The organism is Streptomyces sp. NPDC020801 (genome assembly GCF_044334385.1).
GTDB lineage: Bacteria > Actinomycetota > Actinomycetes > Streptomycetales > Streptomycetaceae > Streptomyces.
Map to the genome: position 1 here is coordinate 964,414 of NZ_JBIRST010000001.1, position 18,123 is coordinate 982,536.

The following is an 18,123-nucleotide window of genomic DNA, read 5'->3' on the forward strand; positions in this document are numbered from 1 at the left end:
CGTGGGGGGCACCGGCGTGCCCGTGACGGCGTAACAGCCGCGCGTCCCCCAGGGGCCGGGCCTACATTGGACTTACGTCACCGTCGACCGTCCGGAGCCCACCATGTCGGTCATCCCCGCGCTCGAGGCCGATGTCCTGCGGCGGCAGGACCCCGAAGTGGCCGACATCCTGCTCGGGGAGCTGGAGCGGCAGTCGACGACGCTGCAGCTGGTCGCGGCGGAGAACTTCACCTCGCCTGCCGTGCTGGCCGCGCTCGGCTCGCCGCTCGCCAACAAGTACGCCGAGGGGTACCCCGGCGCCCGGCACCACGGCGGCTGCGAGATCGTCGACATGGCCGAACGCCTCGCCGTGGAACGGGCCAGGACGCTGTTCGGCGCCGAGCACGCCAACGTGCAGTCGCACTCGGGGTCTTCGGCGGTGCTGGCCGCGTACGCCGCCCTGCTGCGCCCCGGGGACACCGTGCTCGCCCTCGGCCTGCCCTACGGCGGCCACCTCACGCACGGCTCGCCCGCGAACTTCTCCGGCCGCTGGTTCGACTTCGTCGGCTACGGCGTCGACGCCGAGAGCGGGCTCATCGACCACGACCAGGTGCGCACCCTGGCCCGCACTCACCGCCCCAAGGCCATCGTCTGCGGGTCGATCGCCTACCCGCGCCACATGGACTACGCCTTCTTCCGCTCGGTCGCCGACGAGGTGGGCGCCTATCTGATCGCGGATGCCGCCCACCCCATCGGGCTGATCGCCGGGGGAGCGGCGCCGAGCCCGGTGCCGTACGCCGACGTGGTGTGCGCCACCACGCACAAGGTGCTGCGCGGGCCGCGCGGCGGGATGGTGCTGTGCGGGGGCGAGTTCGCCGAGCGGGTCGACCGGGCGGTGTTCCCGTTCACCCAGGGCGGCGCCCAGATGCACACCATCGCCGCGAAGGCCGTGGCGTTCGGCGAGGCGGCGACACCGGCGTTCGGCGCGTACGCCCATCAGGTGGTCGCCAACGCCCAGGTGCTGGCGGCGCGGCTGGCCGCAGAGGGTCTCGCCGTCACCACGGGCGGGACCGACACCCATCTGATCACCCTCGACCCGGCGCCGCTCGGCGTCGAAGGGCGCACCGCGCGTGGCCGGCTCGCCGCCGCCGGCATGGTCCTGGACTGCTGTGCGCTTCCCCACACCGACGCCCGCGGGCTGCGCCTGGGCACGGCCGCGGTGACCACGCAGGGCATGGGCCAGGGGGAGATGGAGTGGATCGCCGTGCTCTTCGGCAAGGTGCTGCGCGGCGAGGTCGACGGGGCCAGGGCGCGTGAGGACGTGCGCGAGCTCACGGGTAGATTTCCGCCGTATCCAGGTTGAGGCGGGGTAGGCGCACGGTCGTGCACAGCCACACGTGCAACCATCGTCGCTACCCGGAAGTCCCCATACATATGCCGGCGTCGCTAGGGTGTGGGGCTGAGATGGCCAGCGAGATCTGTGGGGAAGCCTGTGCGTGAATACCTGCTGACGCTCTGCATCACGGCCGCGGTGACGTACCTGCTGACAGGGCCGGTGCGGAAGTTCGCGATCGTGGCGGGCGCGATGCCGGAGATCCGGGCACGTGACGTGCACCGGGAACCCACTCCGCGCCTCGGCGGGATCGCGATGTTCTTCGGCATGTGCGCGGGCCTGCTGGTCGCCGACCACCTCACCAACCTCAACGAGGCGTTCGCCAAGTCCAACGAGCCCCGGGCGCTGCTCTCGGGTGCCGCGCTGATCTGGCTGATCGGCGTCCTTGACGACAAGTTCGAGATCGACGCCCTGATCAAGCTCGGCGGCCAGATGATCGCCGCCGGTGTGATGGTCATGCAGGGTCTGACGATCCTGTGGCTGCCGGTGCCTGGCGTCGGGACGGTCGCGCTGACCCAGTGGCAGGGCACCCTGCTGACGGTGGCGCTGGTCGTCATCACCATCAACGCGGTCAACTTCGTCGACGGCCTCGACGGCCTGGCGGCCGGCATGGTCTGCATCGCGGCCGCCGCGTTCTTCATGTACACGTACCGGATCTGGTACTCGTACGGCATCGAGGCCGCCGCCCCGGCCACCCTCTTCGCGGCCGTCCTGATGGGCATGTGCCTGGGCTTCCTGCCGCACAACATGCACCCCGCGCGGATCTTCATGGGAGACTCGGGCTCGATGCTCATCGGCCTGGTGCTGGCGGCCGGCGCGATCTCGGTGACCGGTCAGGTCGACCCGGACGTGATGAAGCTGTTCGCCGGGTCCGAGCGCAACACGGTGCACCAGATGGTGCCGGTCTACATCCCGCTGCTGATGCCGCTGACCATCATCGCGATCCCCGCCGCCGACCTGGTGCTGGCCATCGTGCGGCGCACCTGGCGCGGCCAGTCGCCGTTCGCCGCGGACCGGGGCCATCTGCACCACCGGCTGCTGGAGATCGGCCACTCGCACAGCCGGGCCGTGCTGATCATGTACTTCTGGTCGGCGCTGATCGGCTTCGGGGCGCTCGCCTACTCGGTGAACTCCGCCTCCATGTGGATCGTGCTGGGCATCGTCCTCCTCAGCTTCATCGGCCTGGTGCTGCTCCTGCTGCCGCGCTTCACGCCGCGCGCCCCGCGCTGGGCCGAGCACTTCGTGCCACCGCGCTACCGCCGCCGGGCCCTGACGGCACCGGCCGCCTCGACGCCCGCCACGGTTTCGCATGAGGCACATGACACTTGTGGGGCTCGCGAGACCCACGAGCACCCCGCGCCGGTTGCCGCCGGAGTGGCGGGAGTCAACGGAGCGACCGCCGTCGGCCCCCGTTCGCGTCTCCTTGAAGGGCGCAAAGCCGGAACGTCGCGCTGACGCCCAAGGTAAGAATCTGACTAAAGCGTTGCCATCTCGTGGGGGTTCAAAGGCCCCCAATACCAGACAAGTTGGCCTGGTTTCTGCACAGACGGGCACTGTCACTCTCATGTGTGACAGCAAGCACATCGACCAGGTAAAGACCTCATCAAATAGTTTGTGATACGGTTCACGAGAACCCCGGATAGAGCCGAAGGACCCAAGTGCAAAGGGCCCTCGGTGCTGAGTTTCCTCTCTCCAGTTCGGGACTACGCTCGTCCATGACGACACCCCTGCCCCCCTGCGAAAGCGGAGTTGCCGCCATGCCGTCCAATGACGCCCGGAACCTGGTGCCGATCGCCGTGCCCACGGCGGCCGTCGGCGTGGTCGCGGTCGCCGTCAGCGGCGCGGTGGCAGGCGGCAAGGGTGCGCTCGGAGCGGCCGTGGGTGCGCTGCTGGCCATGGCCTTCATGGGAATCGGCCTGTACGTGCTGCAGTGGACGGCGAAAACGCTTCCGCAGCTGTTCCAGGCCATGGGCCTCATGCTCTACGTCGCCCAACTCCTGCTGCTCATGATCTTCTTGGCCCTCTTCAAGGGCACCTCGCTCTTCAACGCGAGGGCGTTCGCGTTCTCGCTCGTCATCGCGACCGTCGTGTGGATGGCCGCCCAGGCTCGTGCGCACATGAAGGCCAAGATCTTCTACGTCGACCCGGACCCCGAGAAGAGCGACAAGCCCGAGAAGACGGGGTCCTCATCGTGAGGGGTAGGGCCGGGATAAAGACCCCAGAGTTCTCCTGCTATCGTCCGGTGCCAACTGCGGCATCGCGGGCGCAGGCATCCGAGCTGACGCCTGTTCGATCGCGAGGCTCGATGCCCCTCAGCCGCCCCCACATCCGTAACACCAGTCCGGTGCCGAACCGCGGCTGCGCGCCGCGCCGACACAACGAGGTTGCCGTACCCATGCGCCACGCTGAAGGAGCCCGCGGTGAGTGCTGACCCGACGCAGGTGCTCGCCTTCGAGACCGACTGCCACATCTTCAACGGCTGTGGCTTCCCCGCTCCGGGCCTGCACTCGTTCCTGTTCAAGCCCCTGTGGGGCGACGGGGACAGCAACTTGTACTTCAACAAGACGATGCTGCTGGCGCTGCTCGGCTCGATCATCATCGTCGGCTTCTTCTGGGCCGCCTTCCGCAAGCCGAAGGTCGTCCCCGGCAAGTTCCAGATGGTCGCCGAGGCCGGCTACGACTTCGTGCGCCGCGGCATCGTCTACGAGACGATCGGCAAGCGCGAGGGCGAGAAGTACGTGCCCTTCATGGTGTCGCTGTTCTTCTTCGTCTGGATGATGAACCTCTGGTCCATCGTTCCGCTCGCCGCCTTCCCGGTCACCGCGATCATCTCGTACCCGCTGGTCCTCGCGCTGATCGTCTGGTTCACCTGGATCATCCTGACCTTCAAGCGGCAGGGCTTCGTCGGGTTCTTCAAGAACGTCACGGGCTACGACCCGTCGATCGGCCCCGTGCTGCCGCTGTCGATGACCATCGAGTTCTTCTCGAACATCTTCGTGAGGCCCTTCACCCACGCGGTGCGACTCTTCGCGAACATGTTCGCGGGCCACACGCTGCTGCTGCTGTTCACGATCGCCAGCTGGTACCTGCTGAACGGCATCGGCATCGCCTACGCCGGAGTCTCGTTCGTGATGGTCCTCGTGATGACCGTCTTCGAGCTCTTCATCCAGGCCGTCCAGGCGTACGTCTTCGTCCTCCTGGCCTGCAGCTACGTCCAGGGCGCGCTCGCCAAGCACCACTGAGCACCCCGGCTCCCACCCCCGAAATCGTCCGGTGGCCAACCCCCACCGGTCCGCAAAGAGAAGGAAGAACTGGCATGTCCCAGACCCTCGCTGCCGTCACTGGTTCCCTCAGCTCCGTGGGTTACGGCCTGGCTGCCATCGGCCCCGGCGTCGGCATCGGCATCATCTTCGGCAACGGCACCCAGGCTCTGGCCCGTCAGCCCGAGGCCGCCGGTCTGATCCGCGCCAACCAGATCCTCGGCTTCGCGTTCTGTGAGGCGCTGGCCCTCATCGGCCTCGTCATGCCGTTCGTCTACTAAGCCGAACAGCAACCACAGACCTCAGGACGAAAGGCACTGATGTGAACCCCCTGGTTCAGCTCGCGGCAGAGGGCAAGGAGAACCCCCTCGTCCCGCCGATCCCCGAGCTCGTCATCGGCCTGATCGCCTTCGTCATCGTCTTCGGCTTCCTCGCCAAGAAGCTCCTCCCGAACATCAACAAGGTTCTGGAAGAGCGGCGTGAGGCCATCGAGGGCGGTATCGAGAAGGCCGAGGCCGCGCAGACCGAGGCCCAGAGCGTCCTCGAGCAGTACAAGGCCCAGCTCGCCGAGGCCCGGCACGAGGCCGCGCGTCTGCGCCAGGAGGCGCAGGAGCAGGGCGCCGCGCTCATCGCCGAGATGCGGGCCGAGGGCCAGCGGCAGCGCGAGGAGATCGTCGCCGCCGGTCACGCCCAGATCGAGGCCGACCGCAAGGCCGCCGCGTCCGCGCTCCGCCAGGACGTCGGCAAGCTCGCCACCGACCTGGCCGGCAAGCTCGTCGGCGAGTCCCTCGAGGACCACGCCCGGCAGAGCCGTGTGATCGACCGCTTCCTCGACGGGCTCGATGAGGCCGCGTCGAAGGCCGAGGCGGCTCGATGACAGCGCACGGAGCGAGCCGCGAGGCCCTGAGTGCCGCACGTGAGCGTCTGGACGCGCTGACCGACTCCACGTCCGTGGACGCCGCGCAGCTCGCCGGCGAGCTGGCGGCCGTCACCGCGCTGCTCCACCGCGAGGCAGGCCTGCGTCGGGTTCTCACCGACCCGGCGCAGTCCGGCGAGGCCAAGGCCACGCTGGTCCAGCGCCTGCTCGGCGGCCAGGTCGGCGGCCCGGCCGTCGACGTCGTGGCCGGAATGGTGCGCTCCCGCTGGTCGCAGCCCCGCGACCTGGTGGACGCGCTGGAGGAGCTGGCGGACATCGCCGACCTCACCGCCGCCCAGCGGATCGGTGCGCTCGACGACGTCGAGGACGAGCTGTTCCGCTTCGGCCGGATCATCTCCTCCAGCACCGAGCTGCGCGCGGCGCTGACGGACCAGGCCGCGAGCGCCCCGGCCAAGACCGAACTGCTGCACCGGTTGCTCGGCGGCCGGGCGGCCGCGACCACCGAGCGTCTGGTGACGCGCCTTGTGACCGCGCCGCGGGGACGTAGCCTGGAGTCGGGACTGGAGTCCCTGTCCAAGCTCGCCGCCGATCGCCGGGACCGCATGGTCGCCGTCGTCACCTCGGCGGTACCGCTGAGCGACACGCAGAAGCAGCGCCTCGGCGCCGCCCTCGCCAAGCTCTACGGCCGCCGGATGCACCTCAACCTCGACGTGGACCCCGAGGTCGTCGGCGGGATCAGGGTGCAGGTCGGTGACGAGATCATCAACGGCTCCCTCGCGGACCGGCTCGACGACGCCGCCCGCCGCATGGCGAGCTAGCAGCAACTCAACACGCAAGACGTACACGACGGCCCTGGTTGGGCCGTGCAGAGGATTCACCTCTTATTGGGGGGAGTCCCCGACTCGTGGAATACCCCCCAAGTGAAACTTCGGGCCCAACAAGGAGAGCAGGGAACCCAGATGGCGGAGCTCACGATCCGGCCGGAGGAGATCCGGGACGCGCTGGAGAACTTCGTCCAGTCGTACAAGCCGGACGCGGCCTCGCGCGAGGAGGTCGGTACGGTCAGCCTTGCCGGCGACGGCATCGCGAAGGTCGAGGGCCTGCCCTCGGCCATGGCCAACGAGCTGCTGAAGTTCGAGGACGGCACCCTCGGCCTCGCCCTCAACCTCGAGGAGCGCGAGATCGGTGCCATCGTCCTCGGTGAGTTCAGCGGCATCGAGGAGGGCCAGCCGGTCACCCGTACCGGTGAGGTCCTGTCCGTCGCCGTCGGCGAGGGCTACCTCGGCCGCGTGGTGGACCCGCTCGGCAACCCGATCGACGGCCTCGGCGAGATCGAGACCGAGGGCCGCCGTGCCCTCGAACTGCAGGCCCCCACGGTCATGCAGCGCAAGTCGGTGCACGAGCCGATGGAGACGGGCTACAAGGCCGTCGACGCCATGACCCCGATCGGCCGCGGTCAGCGTCAGCTGATCATCGGCGACCGCCAGACCGGCAAGACCGCCCTGGCCGTCGACACGATCATCAACCAGCGCGACAACTGGCGCACCGGCGACCCGAAGAAGCAGGTCCGCTGCATCTACGTCGCCATCGGCCAGAAGGGCTCCACCATCGCGTCGGTCCGCCGCGCGCTGGAGGAGAACGGCGCGCTGGAGTACACGACCATCGTCGCCGCCCCGGCGTCCGACCCGGCCGGCTTCAAGTACCTGGCGCCGTACACCGGTTCCGCCATCGGCCAGCACTGGATGTACCAGGGCAAGCACGTCCTGATCATCTTCGACGACCTGTCGAAGCAGGCCGACGCCTACCGTGCCGTGTCGCTGCTGCTGCGCCGTCCGCCGGGCCGCGAGGCCTACCCCGGCGACGTCTTCTACCTGCACTCCCGGCTGCTGGAGCGCTGCGCCAAGCTCTCCGACGACATGGGAGCCGGTTCGATGACCGGTCTGCCGATCGTCGAGACCAAGGCCAACGACGTGTCGGCGTTCATCCCGACCAACGTCATCTCCATCACCGACGGCCAGTGCTTCCTGGAGTCGGACCTGTTCAACGCCGGTCAGCGCCCCGCGCTGAACGTCGGTATCTCCGTCTCCCGAGTCGGTGGTTCCGCGCAGCACAAGGCGATGCGCCAGGTCTCCGGCCGTCTGCGCGTGGACCTTGCCCAGTTCCGTGAGCTGGAGGCGTTCGCCGCCTTCGGTTCCGACCTGGACTCCGCCTCGAAGTCCCAGCTGGAGCGCGGTCAGCGCATGGTCGAGCTGCTGAAGCAGGACCAGTACCAGCCGATGGCCACCGAGGACCAGGTCGTCTCCGTGTGGGCCGGCACCACCGGCAAGATGGACGACGTGCCGGTCTCCGACATCCGCCGCTTCGAGAAGGAGCTGCTGGAGTACCTGCACCGCAAGGAGCAGGGCCTCATGACCTCCATCAAGGAGGGCGCCAAGATGTCGGACGACACGCTGCAGGCCGTGGCCGACGCGATCGCGGAGTTCAAGAAGCAGTTCGAGACGGGCGACGGCAAGCTGCTCGGCGAGGACACCCCGGCCGCTGCCGCCAAGTGACGTAAGGAAGGGACCTGACTCATGGGAGCCCAGCTCCGGGTCTACAAGCGTCGCATCCGATCCGTCACCGCGACCAAGAAGATCACCAAGGCGATGGAGATGATCGCCGCCTCGCGCGTCGTCAAGGCGCAGCGCAAGGTGGCGGCCTCCACGCCGTACGCGCAGGAACTGACCCGCGCGGTCACGGCGGTCGGCACCGGTTCGAACACCAAGCACCCGCTGACCACGGAGACGGAGAACCCGACCCGTGCCGCGGTCCTGCTCCTCACGAGCGACCGCGGTCTGGCCGGCGCCTTCAACTCCAACGCCATCAAGGCGGCGGAGCAGCTGACCGAGCGCCTTGAGCGCGCGGGCAAGCAGGTCGAGACGTACATCGTCGGCCGGCGCGGTGTCGCCCACTACAACTTCCGTGAGCGCAAGGTCACGGACTCGTGGACGGGCTTCACCGACGAGCCCTCGTACGCGGACGCCAAGCAGGTCGCGGCGCCTCTGATCGAGGCCATCGAGAAGGAGACGGCGGACGGAGGCGTGGACGAACTCCACATCGTCTACACCGAGTTCATCTCGATGATGACGCAGACGGCGATCGGCTCCCGGCTGCTCCCGCTGCGCCTCGACGAGGTGGCGGCGGAGGCGGCGCCCAAGGGCGAGATCCTGCCGCTGTACGACTTCGAGCCCTCGGCGGAGGACGTCCTCGACGCCCTGCTGCCGCGCTATGTGGAGAGCCGCATCTACAACGCGCTGCTCCAGTCGGCCGCTTCGAAGCACGCCGCCACGCGGCGCGCGATGAAGTCGGCCACCGACAACGCGGGCGAGCTGATCAACACGCTCTCCCGTCTTGCCAACGCGGCCCGCCAGGCCGAAATCACCCAGGAAATCAGCGAGATCGTCGGTGGCGCGAGCGCCCTTGCCGACGCGACCGCGGGGAGTGACCGATAAATGACCACCACTGTTGAGACCGCGACGGCTACGGGCCGCGTCGCCCGGGTCATCGGCCCGGTCGTCGACGTGGAGTTCCCCGTCGACGCGATGCCGGAGATCTACAACGCCCTGCACGTCGAGGTCGCCGACCCGGCGAACGAGGGCGAGAAGAAGACGCTGACCCTGGAGGTCGCCCAGCACCTGGGTGACGGCCTGGTCCGCACCATCTCCATGCAGCCCACCGACGGCCTGGTCCGCCAGGCCGCGGTGACCGACACCGGCGCGGCCATCTCCGTCCCGGTCGGCGACTTCACCAAGGGCAAGGTGTTCAACACCCTCGGTGAGGTGCTGAACGTCGACGCGGAGTACGACGGCGAGCGCTGGCCGATCCACCGCAAGGCGCCGAACTTCGACGAGCTCGAGTCGAAGACCGAGATGTTCGAGACCGGCGTCAAGGTCATCGACCTGCTGACCCCGTACGTCAAGGGCGGCAAGATCGGTCTGTTCGGCGGCGCCGGCGTCGGCAAGACGGTGCTCATCCAGGAGATGATCTACCGCGTAGCCAACAACCACGACGGTGTCTCCGTGTTCGCCGGTGTCGGTGAGCGCACCCGTGAGGGCAACGACCTCATCGAGGAGATGTCCGACTCGGGCGTCATCGACAAGACCGCGCTGGTCTTCGGCCAGATGGACGAGCCCCCGGGCACCCGTCTGCGCGTCGCGCTGGCCGGCCTGACCATGGCCGAGTACTTCCGTGACGTCCAGAAGCAGGACGTGCTGTTCTTCATCGACAACATCTTCCGCTTCACGCAGGCCGGTTCCGAGGTCTCCACCCTGCTCGGCCGTATGCCGTCCGCGGTGGGCTACCAGCCGAACCTGGCCGACGAGATGGGCCTCCTGCAGGAGCGCATCACCTCGACCCGCGGTCACTCGATCACCTCGATGCAGGCGATCTACGTCCCCGCCGACGACCTGACCGACCCGGCCCCGGCCACCACCTTCGCCCACCTCGACGCGACGACGGTTCTGTCCCGTCCGATCTCCGAGAAGGGCATCTACCCGGCCGTGGACCCGCTGGACTCCACGTCCCGGATCCTGGACCCGCGTTACATCTCTGCGGACCACTACAACGCGGCCATGCGCGTGAAGAACATCCTGCAGAAGTACAAGGACCTCCAGGACATCATCGCGATCCTCGGTATCGACGAGCTCGGCGAGGAGGACAAGCTCGTCGTCCACCGTGCCCGTCGCGTGGAGCGCTTCCTGTCCCAGAACACCCACGTCGCCAAGCAGTTCACCGGCGTGGACGGCTCGGACGTGCCGCTGGACGAGTCGATCGCGGCCTTCAACGCGATCTGCGACGGCGAGTACGACCACTTCCCCGAGCAGGCGTTCTTCATGTGCGGTGGCCTGGAGGACCTCAAGGCCAACGCCAAGGAGCTGGGCGTCTCCTGAGCTCTCGAGCTCGTGTGAGGGGGCGGGCGCGTCCCGCCCCCTCATCCACGCCCTCTAGAATTGACCCCAACACCCGGCAGTCCCGCCGGGTGGTGACCCGAGGAGCCACCCTTGGCTGCTGAGCTGCACGTCGAGCTGGTCGCCGCCGACCGGAAGATCTGGTCCGGCGAGGCCACCCTGGTCGTCGCGCGCACCACGTCCGGCGACATCGGCGTCATGCCCGGTCACCAGCCGCTGCTCGGTGTGCTGGAGTCGGGCCCGGTGACCATCCGTACGAGTGAAGGTGCGACGGTCGTCGCCGCGGTGCACGGCGGTTTCATCTCGTTCGCGGACAACAAGCTGTCGTTGCTGGCGGAGATCGCCGAGCTCTCGGACGAGATCGACGTCCAACGTGCGGAGCGGGCGCTCGAGCGTGCGAAGGCGGAAGCCGACGCCTCCGCCCAGCGCCGCGCGGACGTCCGACTGCGCGCCGTGACGACGGGGCGCTGAACGCAGCGTTCGATGTGACGACGTCTCTCAGCCGCGGCCGGTACCGGAGCAATCCGGTACCGGCCGCGGCTGAGGCCGATGTGGGTGTTTTTTCCGTTCCATTACCTAGGAGACGAGGAGGTCGGTGCCGATGATCCTCGCTCTGACTGTGTGCGGGCTGGTGGTCTTGCTCGTGGTGGTGGGACTGTTCGTCTTCGGTCTGCGGCGCCGGCTCATCCAGCGCTCCGGGGGCACCTTCGACTGCAGCCTGCGGTGGGACGTGCCCGAGAAGACCGACACCAGCGGCAAGGGGTGGAGCTACGGTGTGGCGCGCTACAACGGCGACCGCGTCGAGTGGTACCGCGTCTTCTCCTACGCCCTCCGCCCGCGCCGCACCCTGGAACGTGCGTCGATCGAGGTGGCCGGCCGCCGTCTGCCCGAGGGCGAGGAGGAACTCGCCCTGCTCTCCGACGCGGTGATCCTCGCCTGTCTGCACCGGGGCACGCGCCTTGAACTCGCCATGAGCGAGGACGCGCTGACCGGTTTCCTCGCCTGGCTGGAGGCGGCCCCGCCCGGCCAGCGGGTGAATGTGGCGTAGCGGTAATCGCTCCCCGGGTGGGGGTCCCCCTGACGAAGTCCGGGGGAGGGGCGACATGGCCTGCCGCACGGATCGTCACTCCTGGCCGCCTCCTCCGGCCAAGGGGCACACCTCGCCGTGATAGCCGCCGGGGGCGGCTTCCTGGCCGACGACCACCGTGCGGTGTTCCAGGGCGAGATTCACCGTGACGTTGGCGGGCCCGGCGGCCAGGAAGGCGGCGGCCGCCGCCCCCGTGAACGCGCCGACGGCCCTGGCCCTGGACCTCCGGGTGCGGCGGGACGTACTCCGGTTGGACGTCCTGCTGGGCCTCCGCTTCATGATTCCCCCGTGTGAGTAGTTCGTTTCGCTGTTCGGTGATCCACCATGTTCCCGCCCGTGCGGCCGGAACGTGTCTGCCATCCGGCCCGCCGACGCCACCGAAGGTCCCTGGGACGCGTACGCGGGGGGCGTGCCGGGCGCGTGGAAAGCGCCGCGGACGGACCCCGGTGGGGGCCCGCCCGCGGCGCGGGTGGAGCGGGGAAGAGGATCGGTCCGGCGGGGTGCTCAGCTCAGCCCGCTGTTGATGGCGCTCACCAGCTCTCCGTTGCCGGTGTCACCGCTGAACTCCCAGAAGAACGCGCCGCCCAGACCCTGGGACTTCGCCCAGCCCATCTTGGTGGCGATGGTGGCCGGGGTGTCGTAGGACCACCAGTTGCCGCCGCAGTGCGCGTACGCCGTGCCCGCGACGGTGCCGGTGACCGGGCAGGACGTCTTGAGCACCTTGTAGTCCTCGATGCCCTGCTCGTAGGTGCCGGCCGCCGGGCCCGTGGCCGTGCCGCCCGGGGCGTCCTGGGTGACGCCGGTCCAGCCGCGGCCGTAGAAGCCGATGCCGATGAGCAGCTTGTTCGCCGGCACGCCGGCCGCCTTGTACTTGGCGATCGCGTCGGCCGTGGTGAAGCCGGCCTTCGGGATGCCGCTGTAGGAGGTGAGCGGCGAGTGCGGGGCGGTGGGGCCCTGCGCGTCCCAGGCGCCGAAGAAGTCGTACGTCATCACGTTGTACCAGTTGACGGACGCGGCGGCGCCCGCGTAGTCGGCGGCCTCGATCTTGCCGCCGGCGGAGCCGTCGGCGGTGACGGCCGCGGTGACCAGGGCGGCGGAGCCGAACTTGGCGCGCAGTGCGGCCATCACGTTCCTGAAGGCCGCGGCCCCGCTGGTGTCGCAGGTCAGACCGCAGGCGTTCGGGTACTCCCAGTCGATGTCGATGCCGTCGAAGACGCCGGCCCAGCGCGGGTCGTGCACCAGGTCGTAGCAGGACTGGGCGAAGCCGGCCGGGTCCTTGGCCGCGTCCGCGAAGCCGCCGGACCAGGTCCAGCCGCCGAAGGACCACAGCACCTTGAGGTTCGGGTACTTGGCCTTCAGCTCGCGCAGCTGGTTGAAGTTGCCGCGCAGCGGCTGGTCCCAGGTGTCGGCGACACCGCTGACGGACTGGTCGGCCGTGAACGCCTTGTCGTAGTCGGCGTAGGAGTCGCCGATCGCGCACTTGCCGCCGGTGACGTTGCCGAAGGCGTAGTTGATGTGCGTGATCTTCGATGCGGAGCCGGACGTCACGAGGTTCTTGACGTTGTAGTTGCGGCCGTAGATGCCCCACTCGGTGAAGTAGCCGAGCCGGACCTTGTCACCGGCGGGCGGGGGATTGGTGCCGCCGCCGGTGGTGTGCACCGCGACCGAGCCGCTGACCGGGCCGGTCTGGTCGGCGCTGTCGCGGGCCTGCACGGTGTAGGAGTAGTCGGTGCCGGCACTCAGACCGGTGTCCGTGTACGAGGTCGTCGTCACGGTCGCGACCGTCCTGCCGTCCCGCAGGACGTCGTAGTTCTTGACGCCCTTGTCGTCGGTGGCCGCGCTCCAGGAGAGTTTCACCGAGGTGTCGGTGATGCCCGAGGCGTCCGGGGTGCCCGGCGCGGAGGGCGGGTTGTCGCCCGGGACGCTCGGGCCGCCGTCACAACTTCCGCCGTTGAGCGTGCAGTTGCTCGGGGAGCCGGAGCCGGCGCCGTTGAAGCCGAAGGAGACGGAGGCACCCGGGGCGAGGGAGCCGTTGTAGGACTTGTTCTTGGCCGTCCAGTGGTTGCCGGACGAGGTGACGTCCGCGTCCCAGGCGGAGGTGACGGACGTACCGGAGGGGAAGTCCCACTCCACGGTCCAGGAGCTGATGGCGGTCGTCCCGGTGTTCTTGACGGTCCATTGCCCGCCGAAGCCGGTGCCCCAGTCGCTGGTCTTGGTGTACGTGGCCGTGGCGGTGCTCGCGGCCTGGGCTGGGGACGCGGCGAGGCCGACCAGTCCGGCCAGGGGGAGCAACAGGGTCGCGAACCCTGCCGCGGCTCTGTGTCTGAAGCGCATGCTGCGCCTCCTCTTTTGATGTCGCCCGCGGGCGCTGCGGCCTCCGGGCGGCGGGGGTGGTTGTCGGGGGCATGACTGAGCCTTCACGCCCACAGTGCTGCGAGAGTAGAAAGGTCTGGACCATAGGTCAATAGGTCTGGACCACTGCTCCGATGGCTTTCTCCGTCCCCAACTCCCTTGCCCCCGGCGCCGCTTGATCCCGAGGCCGGGCCCGCGCGGCTGTTCTTACCCGGGAAACCCCCCGGTCGGCGCCGGTCTCCGAACAAAGGGCCGTACCCTGGCGGGCCATACGAAGGGTGCGAGGAGGGGGCATGACGGACGCGACGCGCGCCGGCGCGGTTCTGGTCGTGGACGACGACGCGGCGATCCGCCGCTCGCTGGAGCGCGGGCTGCGGCTCAGCGGCTTCGCGGTGCGGACCGCCGGCAACGGGGCCGAGGCGCTCGCCGCCATCGGCCAGGCACCGCCGGACGTCCTGGTGCTGGACGTCTCGATGCCCGGCATGAGCGGCATCGAGGTGTGTCTGCGGCTCCGTGACGAGGGCCGGGACCTGCCCGTGCTCATGCTCTCCGCACTCGACGAGACCGCCGACCGCATCGCCGGCCTCCAGGCGGGCGGCGACGACTACCTGGTCAAGCCGTTCGCCCTGCAGGAACTGGTGCTGCGGCTGCACGCGCTGCTGCGCCGCCGGCCACCGGAAGGCAGGCAGGTGCTGCGGGTGGCGGACCTGGTGATGGACCCGGCCGCCCGCACCGCGGAGCGCGACGGCCGGTCCCTGGAACTGACCCGGCGCGAGTTCGAGCTCCTGGAGGTCCTCGCCCGCAACGCCGGGCTGGTCCTCACCCGCGATCAGCTCCTGGACCGGGTGTGGGGCTACGACTTCGACGTGCGCACCGACGCCGTCGACACCTTCGTCAGCTACCTGCGGCGCAAGCTGGAGGCGGACGGGCGGTCGCGCCTGATCCACACCGTGCGCGGCGTGGGCTTCGTGCTCAGGGAAACGCGGGACGCGCCATGAGACTCTCCACCCGTATCGGCCTGGCCGTCGGCTGCACCGTCCCGCTCCTGGTGGCGGCCTCCGGCTGGCTGCTGCTGAACCTGGTCGGCCGCGATCTGCACCGCGTGGAGGACGACCACCTGCGGCAGCGGGCCGCCGCCGTCGCCCCGGACGCCCGAGCCCTGCTGCGGGCCACGGAGAACGGCCGCCCCAGGGCCGCCGACACCAGGGAGCGGCAGCTGTTCACCGCCGCACTCGACGTCGGCGTACGCGTGGTCGGACCCGACGCCACCTACAGCGGCGGGCCCCAGCCCGGCACCTCGGTGCGCCTGCCCGACCGGGTGACCGGGCCGGTCACCGTCCGTGCCGCCGGGCGCAGCTGGCGGGTGCTGTCCCGGCCGATGCAGGGTCCGGCCGTCTCCGGCACCCTGTGGGTCTTCTCCCCGGACACCGCCGACCGAGCCCAACTGCGGGCCGTACGCCGCCGGGTGGTCCTCACCGCGGTGCTCGCCGCACCCCTGTCCGGCCTGCTCGCCTGGGGCCTGGCCTCCGGCGCGAGCGCACCCCTGGCCCGTCTCACCCGCCGCACCGCCGGACTCGACCCGCGCACCTCCGCCGCCCGCCTCGACCACCGGCCGACCGGTGTGACCGAGGTCGACGAGCTCGCCGCCACCGTGCGCACCGTCCTCGCCCGCTACGACGAACAGGCCGCCCGGACCGCCGAGGCCCTGGACACGGCCCGCTCCTTCTCCGCGGCCGCCGCGCACGAACTGCGCACCCCGCTGATGAGCATGGGCACCAACCTCGACATCCTCGCCGCTCATCCCGCGCTGCCCGAACCGGACCGCACCGAGGTCCTCACCGATCTGCGCCACGAGCACGCCCGGCTGCTCGGCCTGCTGGTGATGCTGCGCGAGCTCGGGCGCGGGGACCTGGTGGAGGCGGAGGCGTTCCGGACCGTGGACGTCTCCGAGGCCGCCGACGCGGCCGTGGCCGAGGCCCGGCGCCGCGCCCCGGACGCCGGGATCACCCTGGCAGCCCCGCCCGGCCTCACCGTGCACGGCTGGGAACCGGGCCTGAGGCTGGTGCTGGACAACCTGCTCGGCAACGCCCTCGCCCACGGCCGGGACCCGCGCGGCCGGGCCCGGGTGGAGGTGGGGGTGCGGGGCGCGGGGGACCAGGTGGTGATCACGGTGGACGACCACGGAGCCGGCGTGCCCGCCGGCTCCCGCGCCCGGATCTTCGAACGGTTCCAGCGGGGCCCGGACAGCGCGGGCTCCGGACTCGGCCTCACCCTCGTCGCACAGCAGGCGGCGCTGCACCGGGGGAGCGTCACCGTGACGGACGCGCCCGGCGGCACCGGGGCGCGCTTCGAGGTACGGCTGCCCTCGGGCGGCGGCGCGCTGCCCGGCCGGCGGGACTGGCTGATCGGTACAGCCGGGGCAAACCGGTCACAGAGTTTTGCCAAAGACCGCCCCTAGCCTCCGACGCGAAGAAACGGACGGACGGACGACGGACCGTCCGGCAACGCAACGGAGGACACAGGGATGTACGGACCACGACGGATGCGCACGCTGCTCACCTCGCTCGCGGTGACCGCGGTCCTGGCGGGCACCACCGGGGTGGCCGCGGCCGACAGCAGCCCCTCGCCCGCGCCCGCGCGCACCGGCGACGGCGCGCAGGCGCTGTGCAAGCGGGTGCCCAAGATCGACCGGCGGATCGACCGCGCCCTGAAGCGGCTGGACGCCGGAGCCGGCACACGCGGCTCGGTGGCCCGGCTGCAGAAGCGGGTCGACAACGCGAAGAAGGCCGGCCACACCGAGATCGCCACCTATCTCCAGGACCGCCTGAACTTCCGCAAGTCGCTGCGGAACAACCTGGAACAGCGGCAGAAGGACCTGGCCGCGGTGAAGACCTGGTGCCAGGCGAACGGCAACGGCAAGGCGGCGGGCTGATGGGTGCCCGGCGGGCGGCTGCCGTGACGGCTGCCGTGACGGTGGCCCTGCTCGCGGCCCTCACCACCGGCTGCGCCCGCCACAACGGCACGGCATCCACGGCGGCACCGTCCACCGCGCCCTCGACGACGGCGCCCTCGGCGACCGCCCCGGCCGGCGCGCCCTCGGGCTACGCCGACATGGAGAAGAAGGTGAACGCCGCCGAGTCCGCGGCGGCGGCGGCGGACTCGGACGCGACGAGCAACGCGGACCGCTGAGACCGGGCCCCGCCGGGCCCCGCCGGGACCGGGCGGGGGAGTGCGCTCAGCGCTCCCCGCCCGGCACCCACAGCACGTCCCCGACCTCCTTGTTGGCCGTCCGCGCCAGGATGAACAGCAGGTCGGACAGGCGGTTGAGGTAGGTCGCGGTGAGCGGGTTCATCGTCTCGCCGTGCGCCTGAAGGGCGGCCCAGGTCGAGCGCTCGGCCCGGCGGACCACCGTGCAGGCCTGGTGCAGCAGGGCCGCGCCCGGCGTGCCGCCCGGCAGGATGAAGGAGCGCAGCTTGTCCAGCCGCTCGTTGAAGCGGTCGCAGTCCGCCTCCAGCCGGTCGACGTAGAACTGCTCCACCCGCAGGGGCGGGAACCCGGGGTTGTCCACCACGGGAGTGGAGAGGTCCGCGCCCACGTCGAACAGGTCGTTCTGTACCCGGGTGAGGACCTTGACGATCTCCTCGTCGAGGCCGCCCAGCGCGATCGCCGTGCCGATCACCGCGTTCGCCTCGTTGGCGTCCGCGTACGCCGAGATCCGCAGATCGGTCTTCGCGACCCGGCTCATGTCCCCGAGGGCGGTCGTGCCCTGGTCACCGGTTCTGGTGTAGATGCGCGTCAGATTGACCATGTGGCCAATCTAGACGCTCCCGGGAGCTTCCTCAGTGCGGGCCGGGCCCCTGGCCGCCGGCACCGGAGCCCCGTGCGCGGACGGCCTGTCAGATCGACGGCGCAACCGCCCTCGTGGTCCTGGAACGGTTCCGGCGCGGGCTCGGCGCGGGTTCGGTACGGTCCCGCCCCGCGGCCCACGGGCCCGCGGGTGAAGGGCCCGAGGAGGCACGGTGCCGGCCGGTCCGCGGAGCGCCGGCCGACGCCAACCAGCGCGGGCCCGAGTGGAATTGGCACCCCGGCCGTCCCGGCCCGAATGCCCGCGGACCAGGCGCTCGGAGGCTCGCCGAAGCCCGTCGATCGGGACGTGACCGGTGTCTCACGCGCTGAGACAGTGACACGCATTACTTACGGTCCTCAAGGCAGCGCGCGAGCGCTAATGT

19 protein-coding genes are annotated in these 18,123 nt (G+C 70.1%); 16 read left to right on the forward strand and 3 right to left on the reverse strand.

The genetic code is table 11. The annotated features are described in order from the left end of the window. Positions 1–103 precede the first annotated feature (103 nt). The 12 genes from glyA to ACH4UM_RS04565 all read left to right on the forward strand — a co-directional run bounded on the left by glyA (position 104) and on the right by ACH4UM_RS04565 (position 11,503). Positions 104–1,342, forward strand: a complete 1,239-nt coding sequence (glyA, locus tag ACH4UM_RS04510; protein WP_398173400.1) for a serine hydroxymethyltransferase — start codon at positions 104–106, stop codon at positions 1,340–1,342. A 129-nt stretch (positions 1,343–1,471) separates the two neighbouring features. Further along, the gene (locus ACH4UM_RS04515) at positions 1,472–2,827 is read left to right on the forward strand and encodes an MraY family glycosyltransferase (RefSeq protein WP_398173402.1); all 1,356 of its coding nucleotides are present in this window, start codon (positions 1,472–1,474) and stop codon (positions 2,825–2,827) included. 302 nt (positions 2,828–3,129) lie between these two features. Next, a complete protein-coding gene (locus tag ACH4UM_RS04520; protein WP_398173404.1) occupies positions 3,130–3,567 on the forward strand; it encodes a hypothetical protein in 438 nt (145 codons plus the stop codon). Between the two features lie 225 nt (positions 3,568–3,792). Beyond that, complete coding sequence (atpB, locus tag ACH4UM_RS04525) at positions 3,793–4,614, forward strand: F0F1 ATP synthase subunit A (RefSeq protein ID WP_398173406.1); 822 nt, start codon at positions 3,793–3,795, stop codon at positions 4,612–4,614. A gap of 74 nt (positions 4,615–4,688) precedes the next feature. Continuing rightward, entirely contained in the window at positions 4,689–4,913 is a 225-nt protein-coding gene (gene atpE / locus ACH4UM_RS04530) for an ATP synthase F0 subunit C (RefSeq protein WP_397659511.1), read from the forward strand. 41 nt (positions 4,914–4,954) lie between these two features. Beyond that, positions 4,955–5,509: a F0F1 ATP synthase subunit B gene (locus tag ACH4UM_RS04535; RefSeq protein WP_398173408.1), complete on the forward strand. Its 555-nt coding sequence runs from the start codon at positions 4,955–4,957 to the stop codon at positions 5,507–5,509. Next, positions 5,506–6,327 (forward strand): F0F1 ATP synthase subunit delta, encoded by an 822-nt coding sequence (locus ACH4UM_RS04540; RefSeq protein WP_398173410.1) that lies wholly within the window; start codon positions 5,506–5,508, stop codon positions 6,325–6,327. Before ACH4UM_RS04535 ends, ACH4UM_RS04540 begins: the two co-directional genes overlap by 4 nt. Positions 6,328–6,468: 141 nt before the next feature. Further along, positions 6,469–8,061: a F0F1 ATP synthase subunit alpha gene (atpA, locus tag ACH4UM_RS04545; protein ID WP_398173412.1), complete on the forward strand. Its 1,593-nt coding sequence runs from the start codon at positions 6,469–6,471 to the stop codon at positions 8,059–8,061. A 21-nt stretch (positions 8,062–8,082) separates the two neighbouring features. Beyond that, complete coding sequence (locus ACH4UM_RS04550; RefSeq protein WP_398173414.1) at positions 8,083–9,000, forward strand: F0F1 ATP synthase subunit gamma; 918 nt, start codon at positions 8,083–8,085, stop codon at positions 8,998–9,000. Then, on the forward strand, positions 9,001–10,437 hold the full coding sequence (gene atpD, locus ACH4UM_RS04555; protein ID WP_398173416.1) for a F0F1 ATP synthase subunit beta: 1,437 nt from the start codon (positions 9,001–9,003) through the stop codon (positions 10,435–10,437). It begins immediately after the preceding gene. A 111-nt stretch (positions 10,438–10,548) separates the two neighbouring features. After that, a complete protein-coding gene (locus tag ACH4UM_RS04560; protein WP_398173418.1) occupies positions 10,549–10,926 on the forward strand; it encodes a F0F1 ATP synthase subunit epsilon in 378 nt (125 codons plus the stop codon). A 130-nt stretch (positions 10,927–11,056) separates the two neighbouring features. Beyond that, positions 11,057–11,503, forward strand: coding sequence for a DUF2550 domain-containing protein (locus ACH4UM_RS04565; protein WP_398173420.1), 447 nt, complete (start codon positions 11,057–11,059; stop codon positions 11,501–11,503). Positions 11,504–11,578: 75 nt separating this feature from the next. On the opposite strand, the gene ACH4UM_RS04570 is transcribed toward ACH4UM_RS04565, so the two are convergent. Together ACH4UM_RS04570 and ACH4UM_RS04575 are read right to left on the reverse strand one after the other, a co-directional pair. Next, a complete protein-coding gene (locus tag ACH4UM_RS04570; RefSeq protein ID WP_398173422.1) occupies positions 11,579–11,821 on the reverse strand; it encodes a hypothetical protein in 243 nt (80 codons plus the stop codon). A gap of 225 nt (positions 11,822–12,046) precedes the next feature. Beyond that, on the reverse strand, positions 12,047–13,876 hold the full coding sequence (locus tag ACH4UM_RS04575; protein ID WP_398173424.1) for a glycosyl hydrolase family 18 protein: 1,830 nt from the start codon (positions 13,874–13,876) through the stop codon (positions 12,047–12,049). 311 nt (positions 13,877–14,187) lie between these two features. On the opposite strand from ACH4UM_RS04575, the gene ACH4UM_RS04580 reads away from it, so the two are divergent. The 4 genes from ACH4UM_RS04580 (at position 14,188) to ACH4UM_RS04595 (ending at position 17,083) form a co-directional block, all read left to right on the forward strand. Beyond that, the gene (locus tag ACH4UM_RS04580) at positions 14,188–14,892 is read left to right on the forward strand and encodes a response regulator transcription factor (protein WP_398173426.1); all 705 of its coding nucleotides are present in this window, start codon (positions 14,188–14,190) and stop codon (positions 14,890–14,892) included. Then, positions 14,889–16,352 carry a sensor histidine kinase gene (locus tag ACH4UM_RS04585; RefSeq protein ID WP_398173428.1) on the forward strand — a complete coding sequence of 488 codons (1,464 nt, stop codon included), beginning with the start codon at positions 14,889–14,891 and terminating at the stop codon, positions 16,350–16,352. The genes ACH4UM_RS04580 and ACH4UM_RS04585 overlap by 4 nt, the downstream gene beginning before the upstream one ends. Positions 16,353–16,418: 66 nt before the next feature. Next, a complete protein-coding gene (locus ACH4UM_RS04590; RefSeq protein WP_398173430.1) occupies positions 16,419–16,826 on the forward strand; it encodes a hypothetical protein in 408 nt (135 codons plus the stop codon). A gap of 23 nt (positions 16,827–16,849) precedes the next feature. Beyond that, positions 16,850–17,083, forward strand: coding sequence for a hypothetical protein (locus ACH4UM_RS04595; protein WP_398173432.1), 234 nt, complete (start codon positions 16,850–16,852; stop codon positions 17,081–17,083). Between the two features lie 46 nt (positions 17,084–17,129). Here the strand turns inward: ACH4UM_RS04595 and ACH4UM_RS04600 are convergent, their stop codons facing one another. Beyond that, positions 17,130–17,702, reverse strand: a complete 573-nt coding sequence (locus ACH4UM_RS04600; protein WP_398173434.1) for a cob(I)yrinic acid a,c-diamide adenosyltransferase — start codon at positions 17,700–17,702, stop codon at positions 17,130–17,132. Between the last annotated feature and the right edge of the window lie 421 nt (positions 17,703–18,123).